Below are 23,298 nucleotides of genomic sequence, written 5' to 3'. Positions count from 1 at the left end.
GGGTCGCCCCGCAGATGCGAGAGGATGCCGACCGGGCGGGGCGACCCTGCTTTTGGGTTAGCCACTCTAGCTTTCGTGCCTGGATATTAAAAAGGCTGGCTTAACATGGTTAATCCTGCCACTCTACCCTTTTCAGTCAGAAGCCCGATCATAGGAGAGAGGAGGAGGAAGAGCGGAAAGAAAGAAAGGAAGGAGCGCGATTGGAATAGACATGGACGCATTCGAGTGCATCGCCACAAAGCTCGACGTGAGAGAGTTTGGCCTAAAAAGCATTCCCCAAGAAATAAGGGACAAGATACTGGAGGCTGCCAGGCTGACAGGGACGGGCCTCAACACGCAGCACTGGAGGTTCATAGTTGTCAAAGACAGAGAGAACATAAAGAGGCTGGCGCAGGACAGCACGAGCGGCGGCTGGGTCGCCGGCGCCAGCATGGCAGTCGTCGTCCTGACAGATCCTGCGCGCAAGTTCCACGCCATCGACGCCGGCAGGGCCGTGCAGGACATGCAGCTTGCCGCATGGAACTTTGGCGTCGCATCGTGCCTTTACACCGGCATCCGCGAAAAAGAGATGCGGCGCGACTTTGGAATCCCTGAAAATCTGGCTATAACTGCCGTCGTCGGGTTTGGCTACCCTGCGCGCAGGATAGCGGGCAAAAAGAAGGATCGCCTGCCTGTGGCAGAGCTCGTCCACTATGAAAGGTACGGCCAGCGGGGCTAGCCCTGCCGTCATGATGATCGTTCTACCGCGCCATGATGCCTGCGGCCACTGCACAGGGCACAGCTCACGCTGCAAGCCCTATTGCGCCTGCAACCCGGCACGGGACGATCAGCTGCCTGATCCTGCTCATGGAGGCTGGCAGGCAAGCAGGGCTTGCTTTTACATCTGTAAAGTGCACGCCTGTGGTGAATTTTGCAGGCAAATCAACCAGAAATCCGCGCAAGGCGGAGAGAGAGGGGGACGGCGTTCTTTCTTACCCTGTCCTGCCCTGCCTGCGCCGCTACTTGCGCTCTTCTGCCATCGAGACCGGCCTCCTCCCTGCGCGCTTGACGCTGCCAAGGGCAGCAAGCGCCGACGCGCCTGCACCTGCATACAGCACGAGCCCGATCAGGAGGTTGCCGTTAAAGCCGATTATCATGCCAAGGAGGGCGGCAAGCACCGTCCCGACGATGGACGCTATCACGTTTATCCCCCACAGCAGGGTCGTGGCGTCCCTTCTGAGCGACTGCGACGCCATGCCGATGAGGGAGGGGAACTGGAACCCCATCAGCAGGCCCGCCGGCGCCAGCAGCCCAAACGCAAGGGCCGCCCGCTGCGCGATGCCCAGCGTTATGGCCGAGTCGATTATCCCCTGCAAAAAGAAAAGGTACAGCACGATGATTGCAAGGAGCGCCGGCACGGAGGCAAGCACGGCGCTGTGCGGCCTGCCCCGAAACAGCCTGCCGCTTGCATACGCCCCGGCTCCGCTTGACAGCAGTATCGAGAACAGGATGACTGTCAGCGCCATTATCGGCGTGCCAAGCAACAACAGGAACTTTTGGATGAACGTGATCTCGATGATCATAAAGCCGAGGCCGATCAGGACGGCAAAGAGCATGAGCGGGCCGGCCCTGGACAGTGGGTCGCCACTACCGCTGCCACTGCTGCCGCCGGCGTTCCCGGACATTCTGTTCTTTCTTGCATGGTATGCCAGCAGCAGGGCAAGGCCGGCAGAGATGGCAAGCACCGTGCCGAGGAGGATGATCATCTGCCTGGGCACGGGCTCCCTTGCAAAGTAAAAAGGTGAATCATCAGTGGGCACCCTGGGATTTATCCCCATCGAGAGCACCACGTCGGCATACCTGCCGTCGCTCCTCTGATCCGAAAAGAGCACGTCGTAGGGGTGCGCCGCCGTTGCCGCGTCGCCAAGCACCATCACCTCGGCCCCTGTGCTCTGTGCCCTCTGCTTGGCCGTTTCAATCTGGCTGTCCGTGAACGGCTCGGTCTTGACCATCACAAGCACAGGATAGTACTTCTGCTCGTCGTCCGTGCGGCCGAAATACAGGCCGGGCCTGTCCTCCACCACTATAAAGTGGCGGGCAAGCTCCGCTCCTTCCTTGCCAGTCTCTTTTTTCAGCGCCTCTGCCACGACCGGCATGAGCCGGGGCAGCTCGAAATTCCACCGGATCATGGCCAGCATCCCGCTCCCTCCACCTCCCCCTCTTCCTCCTCCCTGGCCGCCGCCATCGTCTTTTACGTGGCGCAGGTATTGCTGGAACGCCTCGACCGTGTACAAATAGTTCTCAGAGAGGGCGTACCCGCCTGCAAGCTGGGCGGCCCACGAGTCGACCAGCTTGATGGTTATCACGTCGTACCTGTCCGCAGACGAGCTCACGAACCTGCGACCGTCGTCGATGTGCAGCTCCACGTCCTGCCTGTCGTACACGTTGCCGGCGTCGGCGCCAAACCCCCTGACTGCCGATACCACGAGCGGGTTCAGCTCGACGGCAGTCACCTTGCGCGCGCCGCCTGCAAGGGCCATCAGTATGTCCTGCCCTCCCCCGCTGCCTATGACCAGGGTGTTTTTGGCGTCCACAAGCTCGTACGGGAGGTAGTCCATGTACCTATTCATCCAGGCCAGCTCGTCTACCGAGCCGTTCCAGCGGTAGATCGGCGTGCCTGCATCTGCGTCTATGATGATGTTGGCAAGCTCCCGGGAGCTCCTGATCTCGCTGCTGTCCCCAGTCTTGCTGAAATCTGTCTGCCTTGTCACGTCCACCCTTGAAAACGAGTTCCAGTTCGCCGACAGGTGCTCAAAGTCGGGGTTGCGCAGCTGCCAGTACAGGCCCTTGTTGGGGCCGGGGGTCACCTCCATAAAGGAGGCCGCCGCCCCCGCCCCGCCAAGCAGGCTGCCGGCTACAAGCAGGACCGCGACTGCTGCAAGCACGCCTGCTACCGCTACAATGGCAGCTGCCCTTTCTCTTTTTTTCCTGCGCAAAAGCAGCAGCCCCTTGCTTCCCTGCGACAGCAGGACGCTGCCTGCTACAGTGGTCCCTGCGACCACGAGCCCCGACAGGAGCATCATCTGCTCGGCGCCGAGGGCCACCATGAGCGGGTCAAGGAGCAGGGCGGCGGAAGACGCGCCGACCAGGTCTGCGAAATAGAGCTTGTTTATCCTGGCCGGCATCGCCAGAAAGACGAGGGCCATCACCGAGCCGGCAAAAAAGAACGGGACCGAGGACGCAAGGTAGTAGAGGTAGATGAACGACGTGTCCGGCGGTATCAGGGTCACCGCAAGGATGAACAGCGGGACGGAGGCAGCAAACGCGACAGAGTGCCAGACTATTTTCCTTGTAATTGCGGCAGGCGTCCTTATGTCGTGCGGCAGCGCCAGCAGCCAGCCGCCTCTGCCGGGCCTGTCCTTGAGCACGTGGACGAGGAGCGAGCCTATCCCGAGCCCAAAGAACGCGACCGAGATCGCCATGAACGCATAGTCGTACCACAGGACTATGGAAAAGATGCGGGTCAGCGCCAGCTCAAAGAGTATGGTGCCAAGAGAGGCGGAGAACAGCACGGCCATGAGAAAGGCTACAAAGTTCCTGCCGCTTCTGCCAGCAGCCGCCGCCGACGCAGCAGCAGGATTGCCGCCACCGCCACTATTACTACTACTGCTGTTGTTATTGTTGAAATGGTGCGAGTCTGTCGTCGTAATAGGTGCGTGCTTTGAAATTTATGGCTTGCCGAAGATAGAATCAGTGAAATGTTATGATGCACGATACTACTACTACTGCTAAGCTACGCAGGGTTTTGGCCGGTTAAGGCAAGCCCGGCTCGCATTGCGCCATATACGCGGCCGGAAAGAAAGATAGATAGACCTGCGCTCACTAACTCTGTACGATTAGATTGTATTACCTGCGACCAAGCTCGGCCGCGGCACCTCTTGCCATATTACGGCGTATAGTTGCACGCCTCGCCGGCTTTTATCGGCCGGCGGTGGAACTCTAGCTTTTACCGCAAATGCAATAAACTTACACATGAAAACGCAATCCGCTCTTTTGCTGCAGCTGTTTCTGGCAGGCGCGGTACTCGCACCTGGGGTGAACCTGGGTGTTCCTCAGGCAGGTGATGATAATGGTAGTAGAGGAGGGGAAGGGGAGGTAACAGTGGGAGCAGAAGCCCAGCCCGCAACCGCTGCTGCCGCTGGCATGCCCGTGATGGTCAGGCCCGGCGAGACCCTTGTGGTAGAGCCGGGGCAGGAGGCAGTCCTTGCGCTCACAAACTATGGCACGGTGGTGAACAGGGGCAGCGCGGCGGTCAACATTGACAACTATGGCACCTTTGTCAACGAGGGGACTGCCACCGGGAGCATCGTAAACCGCGAAGGCGGCCTTGTGCGCAACAGCGCCGGAGGCGAGCTGACGGTGGCGATGGACAACGCCGGCAGGCTTGAAAACAGGGGCAACTTTAACAGCCCGCAGTCGGGCACCTTTGAGAACCTCCAGACAGGCACGGTCGACAATTACGGCTACTTTGACTCGCACTCGATGAATGTGTCAAACGAGGGCGCGTTCAACATAATGCAGGGCGGCACCTTCTTTATCTTTAACGGCGTCAACTTTGACAACGCCGGAGACCTGAACAACGCCGGCAGGTTTGAGCTTTCCAAGTCGACGGGCTTTAACAACACGGGCACGCTGGACAACGCCGGCGAGTTCCTGGTCGGCGGTTACGGCACTGGCAGCGGCTCGGCGTTCACAAATGAAAGCGTCGTGAACAACACGGGCGCGTTTGTGAACCACGACTTTGTCTACAACAGGGGGACGTTTGAAAACCACGGGACGCTCTCAAACAGACCTGTCGGCTTTATAGCGCCCACGTTTGAAAACACGGGCACGCTGAACAACCACGCCGGCGCCACCATCAGCAACCTTGACGACTCGGAGATGTCCATCCCTGTAAAGATAAGCAACGCCGGCACCATTGACAGCCGCGGGGCCGTATCCAACGAGGGGCCGGACGCCGTGATAGCAATCAGGTGCGGCGCCGGCGTCTTTAACAACGCCGGCACGTACGAGGGCAACCCTGTGGTGGACGAATGCACTCCTTCGCCGTCTTCCTCCTCCTCATCATCTTCCTCTCTTTCCCCTCCTCCGCCAGCTGTTGTCCACATGCCTGCCCCGACAGCGTCGGCCGGCTATGGCGTGTACGAGCGCAAGCCTGCAAGGGTGGAATACGTCACGCCAGACTCGGTCCTGGTGGGCGACCAGATAGACACGATCACGCTCAGGCTCAAAAAGGTGGGCGACATCTCGGGGACGGCCGAGGTGGGCGTGTTCAACGGCGACCTGAGCGTGAAAAAGCTGTTTGGGACGCTCGATGTCTCTACGCTGACTGCGTCGTACAGGGATTATGAATTCCAAATCCACGACGGCCTATACCGGATACAGGCCGGCGACAGGATAGGGATCAAGTACAGCGGCAGCAGCAACGCAAGCTGGGTGTCAGTCATGCTCGACCTTGATCCTGCAGACCCTTTTGACGGCAGCAACTCGTACCTGCAATACTACTACAACGGGTCTTGGAGGGACAGCCCGGACAGGGACATCTACATGACGCTTGCGCAGCGGCAGGCGTCGGCCCTGTCACCATCATCGTCGTCATAAGGGGTATCAAAAGAAAGAGTGGAGAGAGAAAGAAAGAGGAGAGCATGTACAGGAATAAAAGAGCATATTTTTGTCCGAGTCAGGCTTCCCTTATCCTGCCCTGCTCGTCCTCCACCCGCCGCCCCCCCCCTCTGTGCATACGTATGCTGTGCATGGCGTACGAGCCAAGGGTATGGTCGCCCGTGATCTGCTCTGCCCCGGGTACGTCTGGATGTCCTTGAGCATGTCAAGCGTCGGGTAGACGTTGATGACGTAGTGCCTGCCGCCCTCATAGATGGTGGGCACCCTCCCGGTTTTTGACAGGAAATAGTCGCGGGCCCTGTCCTGATCGGTGCGGGAATTACAGGGCCGGAAAATTATAAAGAATTACCTGAAAGAAAAATAAATAACAAGAGAAGGGGCTGATGGGGAAAGAAAGGCCGCGCTGCCTGTCTCACTTTTTGCCCGCAGTCACGGTGCCCTTCTCAAGGAGCGTCGACCCGTCAAGGGCCGACCACGTCGCCGACTTGATGACTACCGGCACCGTGAACGTCGCTTTCTTGCCCGGCTTGATGGCCTTTTTGTCCGTGGTAAAGGTCACGGTCTTGCCCTTGGCGTCCACCTTCCAGCCGGACGGCGCCTTGACCTTGGCCGACTTGGCTATCTCTTTGTCCAGCTCAAAGACCACCTTGTTGACGTTCTTTTTCGCCTTCTTGTCGCTTGCTATAGTTATCTTGGTGTCCTTCTTGTCAGCCTTGGCCGTGGCCTTGAACATGCCTGTAGTGGCTGCAGGTTTGGCAGCGGGTTCTTTGCCGCCTGTAAGCGTGAACTTGGTCTCGACAGAGCCGTTGGGGTTGCCGACCTTTACCGTGAACTCGCCGTTCACCGCTAGCTTGCCTGCCACCTTGAACGAGTACTCATAGTCGCCGCCAGCGCCGGGCACAATCTGGTCCAGCCGGAACGGCTCGTTCTGGGAGTTGTAGACCTGTATCAGGAGTATGTCCGCCGTCGGCGTCTTGCCCGTGACGGTCACAAACTCCCCAAACTTGTAAGCAGACTTGTCCAGCTTGATGGTGAGCGCGCTCTGCGCATATGCCAAGCCGATGCCCTTGTTGTTGATAATGTTGTTGTTGCTGTTGCTTCCTGCCATTGCTGGCGCCGCAAGCAGGAGCACTGCTGCGGCAAGCGCAGAAAATACCAGCGCGGTAGAAGGACGGTACTGATTCATCGTCATGTACAAGCTTGCAGAAAATTCTTAGATTTAAAAATTGCGTTCCAATGTTAGCGCGCCGGGCCTTGCCGCCTCTTTTTCTCCTCCCGTCCCCACAACCCGCATACAATAATATACTCGGCAGCAAGACCTGACTTGCAGCATATGCCAACAGCAGCCAAGAGGTGGCTAGACAGCCAGGTATCGCTAGATCCAATAAAGAAGCAAAAGATAGCAGTGATAGGTTACGGAATACAGGGCCGCGCCCAGGCTTCGAACATGAAGGACTCGGGACTCGATGTCATCGTGGGCCTGAGAAAGGGCGGCAAGACTTGGAAGCAGGCCGAGTCGGAAGGCCACAGGGTGATGGAGGTGTCAGAAGCTGCCAAGGCGGCAGACATTATACACATACTGATACCGGACATGGAGCAGGGCGACACGTACAAAAGAGAGATAAAGAAGCACGTGACTGCGGGCAAGGCGCTCAGCTTTTCGCACGGCGCGGCCATCCACTGCAAGTGGATAGTCCCGCCAAACGACGCCGACGTGATAATGGTCGCGCCAAAGGGCCCCGGCCAGCGTGTGCGCGAGCTGTACCAGGAAGGCTTTGGCATCCCCTCGCTCGTGGCGGTGCAGCAGGACGCGTCGGGCAAGGCGTGGGACCGCGTCCTTGCGATGGCAAAGGGCATCGGCAGCACAAGGCCGGGCGTGCTCCAGACCACCTTTAAAGAGGAGGTCGAGACCGACTGGTTCGGCGAGCAGGTGGACCTGTGCGGCGGGACGCACGCGCTGATCATGAACGCCTTTGAGACGCTTGTTGAGGCCGGCTACCAGCCAGAAGTCGCATATTTCGAGTGCCTCCACGAGCTAAAGCTGATAACCGACCTTGTCCAGAAATACGGGCTGACAGGCATGTACAACCGCGTGAGCGAGACTGCCCGGTACGGCGGCCTAACGCGGGGCCCGAGGGTCGTGGACAAGGAGGCCAAGGCCAAGATGAAGGCGGTGCTGAAGGAGATCCAGTCAGGCGAGTTTGCAGACGAGTGGGTCAGCAAGTACAAGAAGGAGGGCAAGAACTCGTTTGCCCGCTACATGAAAGAAATAGAGAACCACCAGCTGGAAAAGGTGGGCAAGGAAATGCGCAAGATGATGTGGCCAAACCAGGACCCTGTATAGGGGCCGGCCACCTCTTTTACTTTTTGTCCTTCTTTTTCACGTTCTCGTTGATGTGCTTTATTATCACCGGCAACGGAGTCCCGGGGCCAAAGTTGCCGGTCACGCCCTTGCTTTCCAGTTCTTTCCTGTCCGATTCCGGTATGATGCCGCCCCCTACCACCAGTATGTCGCCTGCGCCCTTTTCGGCAAGCAGCCTGGCCACCTTTGGGAACAGCGTGAGGTGCGCGCCGTTCAGCAGGCTCATCGCCACCACGTCCACGTCCTCGTCGACTGCCATGTTTGCCACCTGCTCCGGCGTGCAGAACAGGCCGGAATAGATTACTTCCATGCCTGCGTCCCTAAACGCCCTGCACAGCACAAGCGCGCCCCTGTCGTGGCCGTCGAGGCCGAGCTTGGAAACCAGCACCCTTATCGGCTTTTGCCGTTGCTGCATCGTGGCAGTAGTAGTGGCAGTAGCAGTCGCCGTCATTTCAAAATGGTATGCATGCTTGCCTCTTAAAATATTTATTCACTGCCGTCACTACAAATCCACACTGCCGGTTACAATCCATATATAATAAAATCTCGCAGTTATTCCTGTCATCTGCATGGTAACAGAAGAAGAAGAGAAGGTCGGGGCCGAAGAGGTAGTCAGGAGCAAGCTTGACATCTTTAGGCAGATGAAGGAGCAGCTGGTCGCCGACGCAAGGCGCTACAAAAAAGAGGGCCGGGAAGACCTTGCCAGGATGATCTCTGAAGCCGTGGCCGCCGAACAGATTGATTAATTAAATATTGAGGGCTACGGCTCACTGTGCTCCCTATAGTAAAGGGCCTCATCGAGGGGGACAGGCGCTCCCTTGCAAGGGCCATTTCCATAGTCGATAACCAGGAACCCGAGTCGAGGCAGATAATCAGAGAGATATTTGGCAGGACGGGCAAGGCACGCACGGTTGGCTTTACCGGCCCGGGGGGCGCCGGCAAGAGCTCGCTTGTAGGCCGGCTCATACCCGAGTGCCAGGCGCTAGGACACAGAGTGGCGGTGCTGGCAGTCGACCCGACCAGCCCCATCACGGGCGGCGCCATCCTGGGCGACAGGGTGAGGATGCTTGCCAACCTCGAAGACGAGCGCGTCTTTATGCGGAGCATGGCGTCGAGGGGCGCCGTGGGCGGCGTATCCAAATCGCTGCGAAACGCCATCCGCGTGCTGGACGCCGCCGGCTATGACCTGATACTGGTCGAGAGCGTGGGCGCCGGCCAGCTTGAAATCGAGATAACCAAGGTGGTCGACCTGACCGTGGTGCTGTTCACGCCAAACACGGGCGACAACGTGCAGGCGGTCAAGGCCGGCCTCACCGAGGTGGGCGACGTTTACGTGGTCAACAAGGCCGACATCGACGGCGCCGGCCCCCTCTACAACATAATAAAGGAGATGATAGGCGAGACCGAGCGCAAGCCGGCAGTGCTCAAGGTGTCTGCCAAGACGGGCAGGGGCGTCAGGGAACTAGCGCACAGCATTGAGAAATTACTAAAGGAGAGAAGCATTAATTATAAAGAACGAGAGAAGAGGATGCTTGAGGACGAGTTGAAGGACATGGTCACCGACATTGTAGAGCAAAAGGTCGCCTCGATGCTTGCAACAGACAAAAGATATGCAGCCATAATAGAGAAACTGGCCCGCAAGGAGACAGACCCGTACGTGGCCGCAGAGGAAGTGGCGGCAGGCCTTTTCAGGTGATTTCTGGACATGGCAGACGACAGCAAGAAAAAACCAGCAGCCCCGAAAATAGTCACCGACTCGAACATTCCAGTCAAGCGATACTACAAAAAGGCCGACGTGTCGGGGAAGAGGGACGAGGAGCCCGGCAAGTACCCCTACACGCGGGGCCTGTATCCAAACATGTACAGGGAGCGCCTGTGGACCATGCGCCAGTACAGCGGCTTTGGCTCTGCGGACGAGACCAACAAGCGGTTCAAGTTCCTGCTCGACAAGGGCCAGACGGGGCTATCGCTTGCCTTTGACCTGCCGACTCAGACCGGCAGGGATTCGGACCACCCGATGTCTGAGGGCGAGGTGGGCCGGACCGGCGTCGCCATCAGCTCGATAAAGGACATGATGACGTGCTTTGAAGGCATACCGCTTGACAAGGTGAGCACGTCTATGACCATCAACTCGACTGCCTCCACTCTGCTATCACTGTACATAACGGTGGCCGAGTCGCAGGGCGTGAAACCCGACCAGCTGAGGGGCACGACCCAGAACGACATACTGAAAGAATACATTGCAAGGAACACGTACATCTACCCGCCCAAGCCGTCCATGCGGCTTATCGGGGACATGATAGAATACTGCTCCAAGCAGGTGCCGCAGTGGTACCCGATAAGCATCTCCGGCTACCACATCCGCGAAGCCGGCAGCAACGCCGTGCAGGAGCTGGCGTTCACGTTTGCAGACGCCATCGCCTACGTAGAGACGTGCACTGCCCGCGGATTGAAGGTGGACGACTTTGCGCCCCGCCTCTCGTTCTTTTTCTGCTGCACGATGGAGTTCTTTGAAGAGATTGCCAAGTTCCGCGCAGCCCGCCGCATATACGCGAAGATAATGAAGGAGAGGTTCCACGCAAGGAGCGACAAGTCGCAGCACCTCCGCTTCCACGTGCAGACGTCCGGCGAGTCGCTGACTGCGCAGCAGGTGGACAACAACATAGTCAGGGTCGCCACAGAGGCCATGGCCGCGGTTCTGGGAGGCTGCCAGTCGCTCCACACCAACTCGCGTGACGAGGCGCTTGCACTCCCGACCGAGCAGTCTGCCAAGGTGGCACTGAGGACGCAGCAGATAATCGCAAGCGAGACCGGCGTGACCAAGACGGCCGACCCGATGGCCGGCTCGTACTATATCGAGACGCTTACCGATACAATAGAGGAGCAGGTCTGGAAATACCTGAAAAGAATAGACAGGATGGGGGGCGCCATGGCCGCCATAGAGAAGGGCTATTTCCAGGAAGAGATCCGCAACAACGCCTACCGGCTGAAAAAAGAGATAGACGAGAACAGCCGCATCATTGTCGGCGTCAACAAGTACCAGGACGCACACGACGTCGAGCCGGCGCTCAACAGGATAGACCCCGAGATAGAGAAAAAGCAGCTTGCCCGCCTCAAGGAGTTCAAGGCCGGCAGGGACGCAGGCAGGGTCGAGTCCTCGCTGTCAGCCCTGCAAAAAGCCGCAGAGAAAGAGCGGGAGAACCTTATGCCCCTGATAATATCGGCAGTCAAGAGCTACGCCACTCTCGGAGAGATAAGCTCCACGCTGACTGACGTGTTTGGCAGGTACGAGGCCAAGGTCTCGTTCTGATCTGACCTGAGCAGGCAGGCCGGCAGGCAAGCTTGGTTAATAAACTGGCGGCTGCGAAATAGTAAGGTATGCGAGTCGACCACATCGCCATCGCAGTAAACAACGTAGACGAGGCTCTGAAAAACTACCAAAAGATACTGAACGTCGACCACCTGGAGATAGAGACCGTGCCGCACGAAAAGGTCAAGGTGGCAATGCTCGAGCTTGAAGACACGAGGATAGAGCTGATGGAGCCGACGGCCCCAGACAGCCCCATATCCAAGTTCCTGACAGAGAGAGGCGAGGGCATACACCACATCGCCATTACGGCGGACGACATTGAAAAGGACGTGGCAAGGGCAAAATCGCAGGGGATGAGGATGCTGGGCGAGATCCGCTCCGGCTCGTACGGGCGCAAGATAACCTTCATCCACCCAAAGTCGCTCAACGGCGTATTGACCGAGTTCTGCGAGGCGCCGCCAAAACAAGAGCACGGCAGTCATTCCAATCAGCAGTAAGGGCTATTACCCTTCTTTTTCCTACTTTTTTCGAGTTGGCCGCCGACAATAATTGCCGCCGTTTCCTGCCCTGCGAGCAGCTTGCCGGGATGCTTGCCGCAAGCGTCGGCCGCAACCGCGCAGACGCGCTCCTTCTCTCGGGCGGCCTCGACAGCGCCGTGATCGCAAGCATTGCCCGCCCCGCATATACTGTCACCGCCGGCTATGGCGCAGACGCGCCCGACCTTGCCTACGCAAGGCAGGTCGCGCAAAAGTACAGCCAGAGGCACGTCGAAGTGGTCTTTGCAGAGGACGAGATGGGCCGCATGGCAGAGCAGGTGATACGGACGTTCAGGACGTTTGACCCGATAGAGATCCGCAACTCGTGCGTGGCCCTTGCGGGGCTTGAACAGGCGAAAAAGGATGGCCACAACAGGGTGATGACCGGCGACGGGGGCGACGAGCTCTTTGCCGGATACAACTATTTGTCCCGGTACCATGACGACCCTGCCCGCCTGCAGCAAGAGCTTGAGAGGCTCTGGAAGGTCATGCACTTTTCGTCGGCAGAGCTTGGCCGGCTCGCCGGCGTACAGGTGTTGGCGCCGTTCCTCGACGCCGAGTTTGCCGCGTACGCCAAGTCGCTCGATGTCGCCCACAAGGTCGGGCAGCGCAACGGCAGGACGTGGGGCAAGTTCATCCTGCGCGCCTGCTTTGAGGGCGAGCTTGGCCCGCTTGTCGCCTGGAGGGAAAAAATGGCGCAGGAGCAGGGCGGGGCGACAGGCCGCTTCCACGATTTTGTAGAAAGCATGATAGACGACGCCACGTTTGCAAACAGGAAAAAGACGGCAGAATCAGAGGGCGTCGCGATAAGGAGCAAGGAGCACCTGAACTATTACGCGATATTCAGAAGCTATTTTCCTCCGCCAAGGGAAGGCCGGGAGGGCCATTGCAGGCTCGGCTGTCCTGCATGCGGCGCCTGCATGGCAGAAACGAGCAACAGCAAGTTCTGCCGGACGTGCGGCGCGTTCCCCGTGTCGCCGGTGCCGCTGCTACTTTGAGTACTTGTTTGGCTTTTTGACAAAGATGCGCTTGCAGCCCTCGCAGCAGAAAAAGTACGTCTTGCCGTTGTGGTCGTACGAAACTGCCAGCTCCTGGTCCATCTCTATGCCGCAGACGGGATCGACGGGCACTACACGAGCGAGCGGGTGCCGTTCGTATTTATTTTTTTGCCGGCGTAGATGCGCCAACCATCTTCCGGTATGGAAAAACTGACTGACCAGTCAGTTATCTTTATTAACGCCACCGCCCTAGCATAAATAATTGAACGTTGCTAGGGAATCCGCATTGCAGGGCAGCAGTAGTGATGGCGGCGGCAGCGGCAACTCCGGGGACAATGGCGTGGTGCTTCAGGTCGAAAATGTGACCAAGATTTTCGATTCTGCAGCAGGCAGGGTTGCGGCTCTTCGCGGCATCAACATCTCGATAAAGAGGGGCGAGTTGGTGTCTATAGTGGGCCCGTCCGGCAGCGGCAAGTCGACCCTGCTGAACATCATTGGCGCGCTGGACAAGCCTACCAGCGGCAAGGTCTACATCAACGGCATCGATGTTTTTGCGCTTGGCGATTCCGAGATTGCCACCATGAGGAACCACCTCATCGGCTTTATCTTCCAGTCGTACAACCTCATCAACAGGACGACCGTGGTAAAGAACGTCGCCCTCCCCGGCATAATATCCGAAATGAGTGGCGAGGAGCGGAACAGGAGGGCGCTCAAGCTCCTCCAGGTGCTCGGCATCGGCGACAAGGCCGACTTTAAGCCGACCAGCCTCTCCGGCGGCCAGCAGCAGAGGGTGGCAATCGCCCGCTCGCTGATGAACGACCCTGCAATAATCCTGGCAGACGAGCCGACGGGCAACCTGGACACCAAGACTGGCAACGAGGTGTTTGGCCTGCTCAAGATGCTCTCAAACAAGTTCCGCCGGACCATAGTGATGGTGACGCACAACCCCGAGCTTGCAGAGGCGACCGACAGGGCCATCTACATCCGCGACGGGATGGTGGAAAAGGAGGTAGCGCACAGCAATTGGCAATGATGAAAAGGACGATAAAGAAACCTGTTACGGCCACAGCTGCAGCGGCGGTTTTGGCCGCGGCGATGATGCTGTCTGGCCTGCCGGCCGGTGCCTTTGCCCAGCTCAACCAGCCGGCGCCAAGCCGGTTCAACATAATCGACGCCAACTATAGCGGTCCCGTGTTCCTCGACGCGTTCTGGACCGACAGGACAAGCCCTCCGCCGGCAGGGACATCGCTTGAAAAGGTCGAAGTGGCCCCCGGCGACGGCTCTTCCGTGCTGGCAGTCACCCTGGTGAACAGGGGATTCTCAGAGATAACGGCAGTGACCGGCTACCTGGCCCTCCCGGCCGACTTTAGGGTGGCAGGAGGAGGAGGCGGCAGCACTAGTAGTAATAGTAGTAGCGGCAGCCAGGTGGTGGTGGCGTCGTACAACAATATCGTGCCGGCAGGCGGCACGTTCACGCTGTTCTTCCAGGTGGACATTACAGAAAAGGCCCAGGTGAGGTCGTACTCGGCGCCTCTGAAGGTCGAGTTCTCACGCACGCTTGAAGTCGGCACGCCGCGCACCGCAGACCTTGAAGTCCCGTTCAAGGTGACAGGCAGGGTGGCACTTGACGCCTCGCCGGGCACGAGCCTGAGGCCGGGCACTTCAAGCGCGGTCAAGATAGAGGTGATAAACAGGGGCAGCGCGCCGGCTACAGGCGTGATCGTGACGGTGCCGGGCACTTCGGGCATCAACCCTGCCACGCAGCAGGCGTCGATAGTGGGCCTTGGCAAAAAGACGTTCGAGCTTGGGGTCATACCGCCGGGCGGCTCGGCGACGATAGAGCTGACCCTGTACGCGGCAAACTCAGCCGGCGAGACTCTCCAGACCATGAACCTCTCGCTTGCGTACGGCAACGCCTATGGGGTGAGAAAGAGCCTTGCGATACCTGTCGGCCTCGTGGTGCTGCCGGAGTCGTCGACTTCTGCTCTGAGCGTCGAGCCGGCAGGCGGCTCCTCTACCATGATAACGGCAGGCAAGATAACAGACCTGAACGTGACGCTTGCAAACACCGGCGACCAGCAGCTTTCAGACGTGGTGGTGACGGTCCGGCCACAATCTGAATCGATCAAGATCCTCGGCAACACGAGCTGGAACATTGGCGACATGGCGGCAAACTCGAGCAGCGACCTTGCCACCAAGGTCTTTGCGTCAGAAGACATGATAGGCAGGGCGGCGACCTTTGTGTTCACCGTGCAGCACCTGTCAGCCGGCGGCCAGCCGGAGATAGAGACGTTCGACCTTGGCTCCTACGTCGACGGCGAGATAAGCGTCAGGGCGTACGAGATAGGCGTCACCTACATAGGCGGCAAGCCAAACATCACGGGCAACCTGCTCAACGAGGGCAACGTCATAGCCCTCTTTACGACTGTCGACCTTGTGAGCGCAGAGGGGCTGGTGACAAAACTGCCCCCGCAGCAGTACCTCGGCGACCTGTCTGAAAACTCGCCGCTCCCCTTCAGCATACCCGTCGAGACCGGCAACGCCAGGGCCGGCACCTATCCTGTAGTGCTGAGGGTGGAATACAAGGACAGCCTGAAGCAGACGCACGCGCTGGACATCAAAAGCGAGGTGGCGTTTGAGCCGGAGCAGACCGGCGCCCAGGCTGCTGCTAACCAGCAGCAGGCCGCAGGCATGCAGCAGCTTGTCATTGTGGGCGCCATAATTGCTGCAGCAGTGATAGCGGCAGTCGTGCTGATAATGAGGCGCAGGAAGGGCCAGCTGAAGCGCAAGCTGCAGTACAGCAAGGGCAACGGCGGTGGCGGTGGCGACATCGAGTCGGTGCTTGACAGCCAGATGAGCGGTGGCAGCAGCGGCGCTGCCGGCGGCGCCGGCAAACCATCGGAAGAGCGCAGGAAATGAATATCAAAGAGGTCTTTGCGCTTGCATTCGACGCGCTGAAGGAGCGCAAGACCCGGTCTGCCCTCACGATAATGATGGTCGTGGTGGGGAGCAGCCTGATGGTCGCCCTCAACGGGATGACTGCCGGCTTTTCAAACTTTATCAACTTCCAGTTCAGCAAGCTTGCGCCAAACATCCTGTTCGTCACGAGCGCGCAAAACGACCAGAGCGGCGACCCGTTCGGAGGGGGGCCGGCACCCACGCCCAAGATAACGCTCAACGAGGCGGTGGTCAGCAGGATAAGGTCCCTGCCGTTTGTAAGCGACGTCATCCCGTCCTACCAGGCGGCTATCACGCTCGAGTCCGGTGGCAAGAGCCGCGACACCACCGTCTTTTCTATAGACCCCCAGAAATTGTACGTGATTGCGCCCACCATAGAGCTGATCGAGGGCTCGTCGATACGCCAGAACGATCCGTCTGCCATACTGCTGTCTGACAGGGTGGCAAACCCGCCCGGCGAGAGCACGCCTTTTGCAGTGGTGGGCCAGACCGTGAGGGCCAAGTACTCGTTTGTCGACCCCGAGACGGGCAAGCAGGAGACAGAGACCAAGAGCTTTGTCGTTTCGGGCATCATCAAGCCGACCGGCAACCCGACCATCGACTCGGCAGTCGTGTTCAACCGCCAGGCGGGCAACCAGATACTCCAGAAAGGGGGCAAGTACGACGCCCTACTTGTGGCCGCCGAGTCGGGCGACTTTGTCGACCCCGTGGAGCAGCAGATAAGGAGGCTGTACGGCAAGGACATCGGCATCACGACGCCCAAGGCCATCCTGCAGACGATAAACGAGTTCATAGGCGGCTTCAGCTCGTTCACGACTAGCATCGCGCTCGTCGCGCTCCTGGTGGGCGCAGTCGGCATCATCACCACGCTATATACCTCTGTCACAGAGCGCATAAGGGAGATTGGCACGATGAAGGCCATAGGGGCGCAGAACAGCTTTATACTTGTGCTGTTTTTGATGGAGGCGCTGACCATTGGAGTCATAGGGGCCACGATAGGCATGGGCGTCGGGATAGCAGGCGGCTATGTGCTCATCGCCGGCTTTGCGTCGCAGGATCCGGGCTCTCAGAACCTGACGCCGGTGTTCCTCGGGCAGGACATGGCAAGGGTGTGGGGGCTTTCGGTAGGGCTGTCTGTGCTCGCCGGCCTCTACCCTGCATGGCGCGCTTCGAGGACAGCGCCGATAGTGGCGCTCAGGCGCGAATAGTAAAAAACATCCACTGCGTCTCTTTCTTTCTGCTGTTACTGTCTGTCGAGCAGGGGCTCTTGACATGAGTAAAAAGGAGCCTCACCTGAAAGAAAGACGAACGGATAGACAGATAGACAGACACACAACATATCTGGTGGCAGACAGGCAGGCGTTCCTTGGCCGCTCGTTAAGGTCAAGCAGTCTTTCTTGCTAGAAGAAGGCATGCGTGCATAAAGTCTTGATTAACACCGGTACTCCTTTAATTTCGCAAGCGCCTGCCGCGACCGATCTGTGTTATCTTTATCTTTCTTGCGGCATGTGGGCTGACAAGAGAAAATGAAAAAGAAAAAGGCAGAGACTGGGTTTTTGGCCCAGTTGCGTCGAGACTCCTTTTACGGGATGGATCTGCTGTACAGCTTGCCTTCGAGTGCGAGCTTGTACATCTCTGCTACATACGGGTTCTTTGCCGGTGTTTCTGCACCCAGTTCCACCAGTCTTGCGTACACTCTGACTACGTAGGCCAGAGCGCCCATGAATGCCACGACGACACCCATGTTGAACATCCAGTGGTTGGGGACAGCAAAGATCTCTTCTACGAACCAGAAGTGCCACATCTCGTTGACACCTATCGTGAACATGGTTGCCAGATAGCCAATGATGGTTATCTTGAGCCCAGTGTTCATCGAGTTGCCTGGACCTCTGAGTATAGGGACCTTCCTGTCATACATTGCAACAAAGCCCCAGCCTAGCGGCAGCGCGACAAAGTGGCTGTACAACCACCAGTGAGCTGGCGTAAAGGCCGAGTCTCTGATTGCAGTCTGGTGCAGCGAGCCATCGACGAAGTTGTCTACTTCGACGGAGGCTGCTATGGAACCGAGCATGATCACCAGGATGTAGATCTTTTTCAGTCTTTGGATCTCGACTTCTTTCGGGATCAGTGCTGGCATCTGCGCCATGAATTACCTACTGAGCAGACTGGTATATTAACCTGAGCTTCAACCTTTTATCAATAATATTATAAATTATACAGAAAACAACCTGCTGCAATCTAGTTGTTAGATGATGTTTGTCGTAGACTTATTTGAATTATGCCTATCCTATGCTAGGCACCTGTGATAATCATTAGTGATAATCTTGCCACCGGAACTGCGCAAACCGTCAAAAACAACAGTCTGACTGTGTTATGATTAAATGCACGCAGGCATATATTCTCTGTTTTCTCTGCTTTTCAGAGAAGCGGCAGCTCGGTCAAATGCCTTCTCTTCATCGATCAGGATTAACTCTGAGTCTTCATCGCTGCCAGAGAAGCTTTCGTCGGCAGGGATTATTAATCATGCTTCTTCAAGGAACGGCTTGTACCTCTCGACCAGCTCTGAGAGCGGGAACCGCTTTTTGCCGACTATTTTTATGTCCACCCTCGCCTTGCCGTCCTCTATCTCGATAATGTTGTAGGCGTTCTCGAAAAAGCCCCTGAACCTTGTCGATGACGTGGTGCCGGCGTACGCTATCGCAAGCGGCCCGAGGTTCCACGCCCAGGGGCGGTGCTTGTGGCCGCACAGGACAAGATCCACCTTGGCCTGGAGGCAGGCGTGCAGGGTATCGCCTGCGTCCAGTATCAGTATCTTGTCCGTGCCCGTGTCGGGTATGCCCACAAGGTGGTGGTGCATGGCGACTATCTTGACCTTGTCGTCGTACTTGGCAAGCGTCTTTTTCATCCACATGTTCTGCCTGTAGCCAACCTCGCCCTCGTCCCTGTCCGGCCTTGCGGTGCCAAGCGCAAGCACGACTGCGTCGTCAAACTCGTAGACGTGCTTGGACGGAAAGAACTTTTTGAACAGCAAATAGCCTGTGTGCCGGTAGTCGTGGTTGCCGGCTATGACTATGATGTCTGGGCACGAAAAGCGCTTCAGCTCGTTCCGCGCCCTGTCAAACTGGGGCAGGATGCCATCGTCTGTCAGGTCGCCGGTGACAAGTATCGCATCCGGCGCAAGTCGGTTCACCTCGTCTACCACCGCATCAAAGACGCTCTGGACGAACAGGCCGCCGACGTGTATGTCTGAAAGCTGCACAAGCCGCATATGTGTATATACGCTGTACTTTTCCGCGGGCCGAGTTATTAAAGGCGTGCGGGCCGGTTATCCATGCCGCCAGGCAAAAGCAATGTTATATTAACGCCCTGCCCAGCTACTAGGGGCAGTGCCAAAGCGCAAGATCAAGGAGGAAAAGCCGAAAAAGAGGCTCGGCAAGAAAGAGGTCTTGATCATCCCGATAATCATGGGCGGCGCCACACTTGTTGCACTGCTTGTGAGCCAGCTTGCGCCCCCGCCCGACCCGACCGGCGTGTGCCTGAAGAACCACAACGTCGAGATTTTCCAGCTCCACCCTCGCATAGAAGTGCTCGTGGACGGCCAGGCGGTGATGCTCCCTGACGGCGTCGGCAAAGAGCCCAAGGACGGCAGGGACTGCCTCCGGCCGATACACACTGACGAGGTCGGCAACGTGGTGCACATCGAGTACATCCGGCCCATCCGGTTCACGATGGCCGACTTCATGAAGATCTATGCGCACGGCGGCAACACCATTACAGTGGTGAACAACTCGACGGGGGCAAACGTCGAGCAGACGCTGAACCTTGCAGACTATGATGCGCAGTACTCGTACTTTTCAGAAGAGAACAAGTTCACCAAGGTGGCAGAGGCCAAGGACGTGCCACCGTTCAGGGAGAACATGGTCGCAAGGGTGGAGCTGACAAGCAAGCAGTAAGAAATAGCCGCAGTCTATGGGGCGGCAACGGCAAGCTCGAGCACGGCCAGCCGCTCGAAAAAGAGCGCCTTTTCTTTTACAACCTTTTTTGCAAGCCCTTTTTCTTTTAGAAAAGAGTCAAGGGCTGCCTGGTCTGCAAGCGACGACACCACGACCAGCATGCGGCCGCCTTTTGCCAGCAGCGGGAGCGCCGACTCGATGAACCTGACAGTCGTCTCGACGCCTCTGGGGCCGCCGTACACCGTCCTGTCTTCTTTCTCTTTTCCTCCCTTGTTGTCACCATCATCATCGTCGTCGTCGGGCAGGTACGGCGGGTTGCTTGCGACAAGGTCGAACTTGCCCCGGAACGCAGACGCCGAGTCGCAGCAGGCAAGCATGGCCTGCGGGTACAGCCGGCTGCAGTACTCTAGCGCGCTGCAGTCGATGTCAGAGCCGGCGACGTTCTGAAAGTTTGCCGCAAGCGCGCCCAGAACGGCGCCCGAGCCCACGCCTATCTCTAGCGCCCATTTTCCGCGGTACTGCGATACGCATTCTGCAAGCAGGAGGGTGTCTTCGGCAGGCGCGTACACGTGCTCTACCGCCCTGCCTTTTCCTTCTCTTTCTTGCCGTCTTCTTCTTCTTTTTCTTTTTTTTCTTCTGCCGTCGCCAGCGACACTATCTCTTCCGGCGTCAGCTGGTCTATGCGCCTGCCGTCGCCAGCCGGTAATATCCCGCCAGCACCGATCCTGGCCGCAACCTTGGACGCCTTTTTGTTGCGCTGCGAGAACAGCCAGTTGATCTTTTTTACGGCCGATGCGGTCAAAAGAGGCGTAGCACTGTCATCGTCGCTGCCGCGCCGCCGGCGGGGGACGAGCCTCGCCACCTCGGAATCGACCCTCGGCGGCGGGTCGAACGCGTCCCTGCCCACGCGAAAGAGCCTCTCGATGGAAAAGCAGTAAGAAGAGATCGCCGAGATGGCGCGATAGTTCTCGTCGCCGGGCATGGCTGCCAGCTTGTCTGCAAACTCGGCCTGCACCATCACTATTGCCCTGCGGAATCTTTTCCGAGTCGCCAGCCACTGCAGCGCGTCGCGGCTTCTGGAATAGGGCAGGTTCGACACAAACACGTCAAACTCGACGCCCTGCTGCCGGAAAATGTCGGCGTTCACAAGCTCCAGGTTTGCGATATTCCACTTCCTTGCGTTCTCGTACAGCCGCCTGTCTATTTCAAAGGAAACCACGCTCCTGGCCCTGGCGCAGAGCGCCTTTGTCAGCGCGCCGTTGCCGGTCCCTGCCTCGCATACCCGCTCGTCCCTGTCCACGGCAGACGCCTCGATTATCCTTGCCGCCACCTGCGCGTCGATGAGGAAATGCTGGCCCAGCGCCTGCGTCCTGCCTGCCGTCGTGGTGGTGGGGGGGATGCGGTGCATTTTGTTTTATCGTTATTATATTTTATTTCCTCACAAAGAGGTTCATGCGGGCCTGGCCCATGATCTCTTCGATTATCCTCTTGGCTACCAGCTTGGCAGGGTCCCTCACGCCCACCCGCGCCTGCAGGTCTGCAAAGCTTTCAAACTTTTTCTTTTCCCGCTCTTTGATTATCGTCATCATGTACGTCTTGCCGATGCCCGGTATCAGCTCCAGCGCGTGGATTCTGGGCGTTATAGGCTGCGACGCGTTGATGTAATCGATGAACCGCTTTTCGTTTGCAAGCACGACCTTTTCCACGATGGCCGGGAGCTCGTTCTTGGCCGACTGCGAGATGTTCTCGTACTCGAGCCTGCCAAGCACGCTCGTTATCTTGTCCCTGCCCTCCCTGCCGATGTACAGGCGCTCGCCCACCTCAAACGCCGAGTTTTGCACGGCGAGCAGCTCCAAAAGCGTCAGCCTCTCCTCGCCTATCGCCTGCACGATCACCCCTTCCCTGCCCCTCACCGTGGTCGACTTGCCCCTTGGCGTGTAATCGAGCACGTACGCGTGCTCCTCGTACCTGCGCTGGCCGCCGTGGTCTGCTGCTGCAGCAGCCTGGTCGTGGTGCGCTGGCGGCGGTGGTGACGACGGTGATGGCGATGGCTGCGACGATGCTGCTGTTGCTGGCGGCGACTTTTGCGCTGGCGGCTGTGGTGCCCCCGCTACTGACGACGATGATGGCGATGATGACGACAACTGTATCTGCCCTATATGTTATAGAATAAGCTATTTAGGCTTGGCTCTCGTCCTTGAGGATGGCAAGTATCTTTTCAAGCGTCTCTGTGAGTATCAGCTTTTTCCATCCGAACGTGAACGCGCGCAGCTCTTCAAGCGTCTGCGGCATGACGTTTACCACCTCGACGGCCTCTTCCTGAGTGAGGTCGCACTGCTCGACCAGCTGCTTGACCATCTTTTGGGCCTGCTTGCCTGTCGTCTTGGCAAACTTGGTCGTATAGTCGTGGGTCCAGCGCTGGATCTGGTCCATGTCGTCGGGCTTGACCTTCTCAAGTATGTCTCTGACCTGGGCGATCGTTATCAGCTCTTTCTTTATCGTCTCGGTCATGCCCTGGCACCTGGCGGAGGTGGAGAAGCGGCTTCTGACATGGGTTTGATGTGGTTGAGGCGGGTCTGGAGCGTCTTTTCCTTGTCGCCAAACATCACTGCTACCTTGAGAGTGCGCTTGCGGACCTCCTTTACGACGCCTATCCTGCCGTGGAAGCGCCTGTGCGGCGTGGTGTCGTGCTCCCTCGGGTCGATGTCGATGATTACCTTCTCGCCGACCTTGTAATCGTGAAGCAGATAAGATATGCCCCTGACTACGTTGTCCTTTGTCAGTATAGAGCGGGCCTTCCTCCTTGTACCGTGCGAACGTGGCATACTTGTGTCGCTAAAGTGGCGTGTCCGCCTTAATTTAAGTCATCCTAGCCTTTTTGGTCGCCTGCTAGCCTTCGTCGACGTCCGTGATCCCCTTGTCCGACAGCGTGAACAATACCTCTCGTTCTGCGTGGTATGGGCTGTCCACCATCCTTGCTATGCGGTTCTTGCCGGACGACCTTTTCAGGTATATGCGATAGGTCGAGGTGTGCGCCACCACGTTGCCGCCTGTCGGCCTGGCCGCGTCGCCAAAGTAGGCGTCAGGCGACGACTGGATCTGGTTTGTGACTACAACTGCCACCCCGTACGTCTCGGCCATTCTTACCAATATGTGCATGAATTTATTCAAACGCTGCTGGCGCTCTGAAAGCGTCGCCCTGCCCAGAAACTCGGCGCGATAGTGCGCCACGGCAGAGTCAATGACCACCAGCTTGACCCCGTTTTCCTCTATGACGGGGCCTGTCTCCTCGATTATCAGCTCCTGGTGCGCGCTGTTGTACGCCTTGGCCACGATTATGCCTTCTAGCGCCTTGTCGGCGCCAAGCCCACGCGCCCTCGCTATCGACACTATGCGCTCTGGCCGGAACGTGTTTTCCGTGTCGACGTAGACTGCCCTGCCTCCAAGCCCTCCCTTTCCCCTTGCCTGCTGCACCATGACGCACAGCGTATGGCACAGCTGCGTCTTGCCGGTGCCAAAC

At 58.1% G+C, this 23,298-nt stretch carries 25 protein-coding genes; 12 read left to right on the top strand and 13 right to left on the bottom strand.

Features of this window, described 5'->3' with window-relative positions; translation table 11 throughout:
• The first annotated feature begins 211 nt into the window (after positions 1-211).
• A complete protein-coding gene (locus tag WKI84_RS08910; RefSeq protein WP_337863196.1) occupies positions 212-718 on the top strand; it encodes a nitroreductase family protein in 507 nt (168 codons plus the stop codon).
• Positions 719-998: 280 nt separating this feature from the next.
• Here the strand turns inward: WKI84_RS08910 and WKI84_RS08905 are convergent, their stop codons facing one another.
• Positions 999-3,557 (bottom strand): hypothetical protein, encoded by a 2,559-nt coding sequence (locus WKI84_RS08905; RefSeq protein WP_337863195.1) that lies wholly within the window; start codon positions 3,555-3,557, stop codon positions 999-1,001.
• A 454-nt stretch (positions 3,558-4,011) separates the two neighbouring features.
• On the opposite strand from WKI84_RS08905, the gene WKI84_RS08900 reads away from it, so the two are divergent.
• Positions 4,012-5,640: a hypothetical protein gene (locus WKI84_RS08900; protein ID WP_337863194.1), complete on the top strand. Its 1,629-nt coding sequence runs from the start codon at positions 4,012-4,014 to the stop codon at positions 5,638-5,640.
• Positions 5,641-5,730: 90 nt separating this feature from the next.
• Here the strand turns inward: WKI84_RS08900 and WKI84_RS08895 are convergent, their stop codons facing one another.
• Positions 5,731-5,925 (bottom strand): hypothetical protein, encoded by a 195-nt coding sequence (locus tag WKI84_RS08895; RefSeq protein ID WP_337863193.1) that lies wholly within the window; start codon positions 5,923-5,925, stop codon positions 5,731-5,733.
• A 148-nt stretch (positions 5,926-6,073) separates the two neighbouring features.
• Positions 6,074-6,853, bottom strand: coding sequence for a hypothetical protein (locus WKI84_RS08890; RefSeq protein ID WP_337863192.1), 780 nt, complete (start codon positions 6,851-6,853; stop codon positions 6,074-6,076).
• Between the two features lie 141 nt (positions 6,854-6,994).
• Between WKI84_RS08890 and ilvC the strand changes: the two genes are divergently transcribed.
• The gene (gene ilvC / locus WKI84_RS08885) at positions 6,995-8,005 is read left to right on the top strand and encodes a ketol-acid reductoisomerase (protein ID WP_337863191.1); all 1,011 of its coding nucleotides are present in this window, start codon (positions 6,995-6,997) and stop codon (positions 8,003-8,005) included.
• A gap of 16 nt (positions 8,006-8,021) precedes the next feature.
• Here the strand turns inward: ilvC and WKI84_RS08880 are convergent, their stop codons facing one another.
• A complete protein-coding gene (locus WKI84_RS08880; protein WP_337863190.1) occupies positions 8,022-8,474 on the bottom strand; it encodes a cobalamin B12-binding domain-containing protein in 453 nt (150 codons plus the stop codon).
• A gap of 118 nt (positions 8,475-8,592) precedes the next feature.
• On the opposite strand from WKI84_RS08880, the gene WKI84_RS08875 reads away from it, so the two are divergent.
• From WKI84_RS08875 to WKI84_RS08855, 5 genes are all read left to right on the top strand, one after another.
• Positions 8,593-8,769, top strand: coding sequence for a hypothetical protein (locus WKI84_RS08875; protein WP_337863189.1), 177 nt, complete (start codon positions 8,593-8,595; stop codon positions 8,767-8,769).
• A 26-nt stretch (positions 8,770-8,795) separates the two neighbouring features.
• A complete protein-coding gene (meaB, locus tag WKI84_RS08870) occupies positions 8,796-9,719 on the top strand; it encodes a methylmalonyl Co-A mutase-associated GTPase MeaB (RefSeq protein ID WP_337863188.1) in 924 nt (307 codons plus the stop codon).
• Between the two features lie 9 nt (positions 9,720-9,728).
• Complete coding sequence (locus WKI84_RS08865) at positions 9,729-11,333, top strand: methylmalonyl-CoA mutase family protein (protein WP_337863187.1); 1,605 nt, start codon at positions 9,729-9,731, stop codon at positions 11,331-11,333.
• Positions 11,334-11,401: 68 nt separating this feature from the next.
• The gene (mce, locus tag WKI84_RS08860) at positions 11,402-11,830 is read left to right on the top strand and encodes a methylmalonyl-CoA epimerase (RefSeq protein WP_337863186.1); all 429 of its coding nucleotides are present in this window, start codon (positions 11,402-11,404) and stop codon (positions 11,828-11,830) included.
• 35 nt (positions 11,831-11,865) lie between these two features.
• Positions 11,866-12,867, top strand: a complete 1,002-nt coding sequence (locus WKI84_RS08855) for an asparagine synthase-related protein (RefSeq protein ID WP_337863185.1) — start codon at positions 11,866-11,868, stop codon at positions 12,865-12,867.
• Here WKI84_RS08855 and WKI84_RS08850 read toward each other — a convergent pair.
• Entirely contained in the window at positions 12,859-12,999 is a 141-nt protein-coding gene (locus tag WKI84_RS08850) for a YHS domain-containing protein (RefSeq protein ID WP_337863184.1), read from the bottom strand. The genes WKI84_RS08855 and WKI84_RS08850 overlap by 9 nt on opposite strands.
• 130 nt (positions 13,000-13,129) lie before the next feature.
• Here WKI84_RS08850 and WKI84_RS08845 point away from each other — a divergent pair, with 130 nt between their 5' ends.
• Genes WKI84_RS08845 through WKI84_RS08835 form a run of 3 tightly spaced genes read left to right on the top strand, consistent with a single transcriptional unit; the run spans position 13,130 to position 17,033 of the window.
• Positions 13,130-13,900 carry an ABC transporter ATP-binding protein gene (locus WKI84_RS08845; protein WP_337863183.1) on the top strand — a complete coding sequence of 257 codons (771 nt, stop codon included), beginning with the start codon at positions 13,130-13,132 and terminating at the stop codon, positions 13,898-13,900.
• Positions 13,891-15,786 (top strand): hypothetical protein, encoded by a 1,896-nt coding sequence (locus WKI84_RS08840; RefSeq protein ID WP_337863182.1) that lies wholly within the window; start codon positions 13,891-13,893, stop codon positions 15,784-15,786. Before WKI84_RS08845 ends, WKI84_RS08840 begins: the two co-directional genes overlap by 10 nt.
• Positions 15,783-17,033, top strand: a complete 1,251-nt coding sequence (locus WKI84_RS08835; RefSeq protein ID WP_337863181.1) for an ABC transporter permease — start codon at positions 15,783-15,785, stop codon at positions 17,031-17,033. The genes WKI84_RS08840 and WKI84_RS08835 overlap by 4 nt, the downstream gene beginning before the upstream one ends.
• 374 nt (positions 17,034-17,407) lie before the next feature.
• Here the strand turns inward: WKI84_RS08835 and WKI84_RS08830 are convergent, their stop codons facing one another.
• Together WKI84_RS08830 and WKI84_RS08825 are read right to left on the bottom strand one after the other, a co-directional pair.
• The gene (locus WKI84_RS08830) at positions 17,408-17,971 is read right to left on the bottom strand and encodes a methane monooxygenase/ammonia monooxygenase subunit C (RefSeq protein ID WP_337863180.1); all 564 of its coding nucleotides are present in this window, start codon (positions 17,969-17,971) and stop codon (positions 17,408-17,410) included.
• 375 nt (positions 17,972-18,346) lie between these two features.
• A complete protein-coding gene (locus WKI84_RS08825) occupies positions 18,347-19,093 on the bottom strand; it encodes a metallophosphoesterase (RefSeq protein WP_337863179.1) in 747 nt (248 codons plus the stop codon).
• 118 nt (positions 19,094-19,211) lie between these two features.
• Here WKI84_RS08825 and WKI84_RS08820 point away from each other — a divergent pair, with 118 nt between their 5' ends.
• On the top strand, positions 19,212-19,778 hold the full coding sequence (locus WKI84_RS08820; protein WP_337863178.1) for a hypothetical protein: 567 nt from the start codon (positions 19,212-19,214) through the stop codon (positions 19,776-19,778).
• Between the two features lie 14 nt (positions 19,779-19,792).
• Here the strand turns inward: WKI84_RS08820 and WKI84_RS08815 are convergent, their stop codons facing one another.
• The 6 genes from WKI84_RS08815 to radA all read right to left on the bottom strand — a co-directional run.
• A complete protein-coding gene (locus WKI84_RS08815; RefSeq protein ID WP_337863177.1) occupies positions 19,793-20,347 on the bottom strand; it encodes a HemK2/MTQ2 family protein methyltransferase in 555 nt (184 codons plus the stop codon).
• 5 nt (positions 20,348-20,352) lie between these two features.
• Positions 20,353-21,186, bottom strand: coding sequence for a 16S rRNA (adenine(1518)-N(6)/adenine(1519)-N(6))-dimethyltransferase RsmA (rsmA, locus tag WKI84_RS08810; RefSeq protein ID WP_337863176.1), 834 nt, complete (start codon positions 21,184-21,186; stop codon positions 20,353-20,355).
• A gap of 22 nt (positions 21,187-21,208) precedes the next feature.
• Positions 21,209-21,922 (bottom strand): DUF655 domain-containing protein, encoded by a 714-nt coding sequence (locus WKI84_RS08805; RefSeq protein ID WP_337863175.1) that lies wholly within the window; start codon positions 21,920-21,922, stop codon positions 21,209-21,211.
• 34 nt (positions 21,923-21,956) lie between these two features.
• Entirely contained in the window at positions 21,957-22,289 is a 333-nt protein-coding gene (locus tag WKI84_RS08800) for an RNA polymerase Rpb4 (protein WP_337863174.1), read from the bottom strand.
• Positions 22,286-22,603, bottom strand: a complete 318-nt coding sequence (locus tag WKI84_RS08795) for a hypothetical protein (protein ID WP_337863173.1) — start codon at positions 22,601-22,603, stop codon at positions 22,286-22,288. Before WKI84_RS08795 ends, WKI84_RS08800 begins: the two co-directional genes overlap by 4 nt.
• Positions 22,604-22,667: 64 nt before the next feature.
• Positions 22,668-23,298, bottom strand: a 631-nt coding sequence (gene radA / locus WKI84_RS08790) for a DNA repair and recombination protein RadA (RefSeq protein WP_337863172.1), incomplete at its 5' end; no start/stop codon positions are given.

It is taken from the genome of Nitrososphaera sp. (genome assembly GCF_037447015.1).
Lineage (GTDB): Archaea > Thermoproteota > Nitrososphaeria > Nitrososphaerales > Nitrososphaeraceae > Nitrososphaera.
The sequence above is the reverse complement of the archived record's forward strand: the minus strand, read 5'-3'. Positions and strand labels throughout refer to the sequence as shown.

Coding starts and splice junctions, on each gene's coding strand:
- WKI84_RS08910 (WP_337863196.1), top strand. CDS start 212: ATGGACGCATTCGAGTGCATCGCCACAAAGCTCGACGTGAGAGAGTTT.
- WKI84_RS08905 (WP_337863195.1), bottom strand. CDS start 3,557: ATGGCCGTGCTGTTCTCCGCCTCTCTTGGCACCATACTCTTTGAGCTG.
- WKI84_RS08900 (WP_337863194.1), top strand. CDS start 4,012: ATGAAAACGCAATCCGCTCTTTTGCTGCAGCTGTTTCTGGCAGGCGCG.
- WKI84_RS08890 (WP_337863192.1), bottom strand. CDS start 6,853: ATGACGATGAATCAGTACCGTCCTTCTACCGCGCTGGTATTTTCTGCG.
- ilvC (WP_337863191.1), top strand. CDS start 6,995: ATGCCAACAGCAGCCAAGAGGTGGCTAGACAGCCAGGTATCGCTAGAT.
- WKI84_RS08880 (WP_337863190.1), bottom strand. CDS start 8,474: ATGACGGCGACTGCTACTGCCACTACTACTGCCACGATGCAGCAACGG.
- WKI84_RS08875 (WP_337863189.1), top strand. CDS start 8,593: ATGGTAACAGAAGAAGAAGAGAAGGTCGGGGCCGAAGAGGTAGTCAGG.
- WKI84_RS08865 (WP_337863187.1), top strand. CDS start 9,729: ATGGCAGACGACAGCAAGAAAAAACCAGCAGCCCCGAAAATAGTCACC.
- mce (WP_337863186.1), top strand. CDS start 11,402: ATGCGAGTCGACCACATCGCCATCGCAGTAAACAACGTAGACGAGGCT.
- WKI84_RS08835 (WP_337863181.1), top strand. CDS start 15,783: ATGAATATCAAAGAGGTCTTTGCGCTTGCATTCGACGCGCTGAAGGAG.
- WKI84_RS08830 (WP_337863180.1), bottom strand. CDS start 17,971: ATGGCGCAGATGCCAGCACTGATCCCGAAAGAAGTCGAGATCCAAAGA.
- WKI84_RS08825 (WP_337863179.1), bottom strand. CDS start 19,093: ATGCGGCTTGTGCAGCTTTCAGACATACACGTCGGCGGCCTGTTCGTC.
- rsmA (WP_337863176.1), bottom strand. CDS start 21,186: ATGCACCGCATCCCCCCCACCACCACGACGGCAGGCAGGACGCAGGCG.
- WKI84_RS08800 (WP_337863174.1), bottom strand. CDS start 22,289: ATGACCGAGACGATAAAGAAAGAGCTGATAACGATCGCCCAGGTCAGA.
- WKI84_RS08795 (WP_337863173.1), bottom strand. CDS start 22,603: ATGCCACGTTCGCACGGTACAAGGAGGAAGGCCCGCTCTATACTGACA.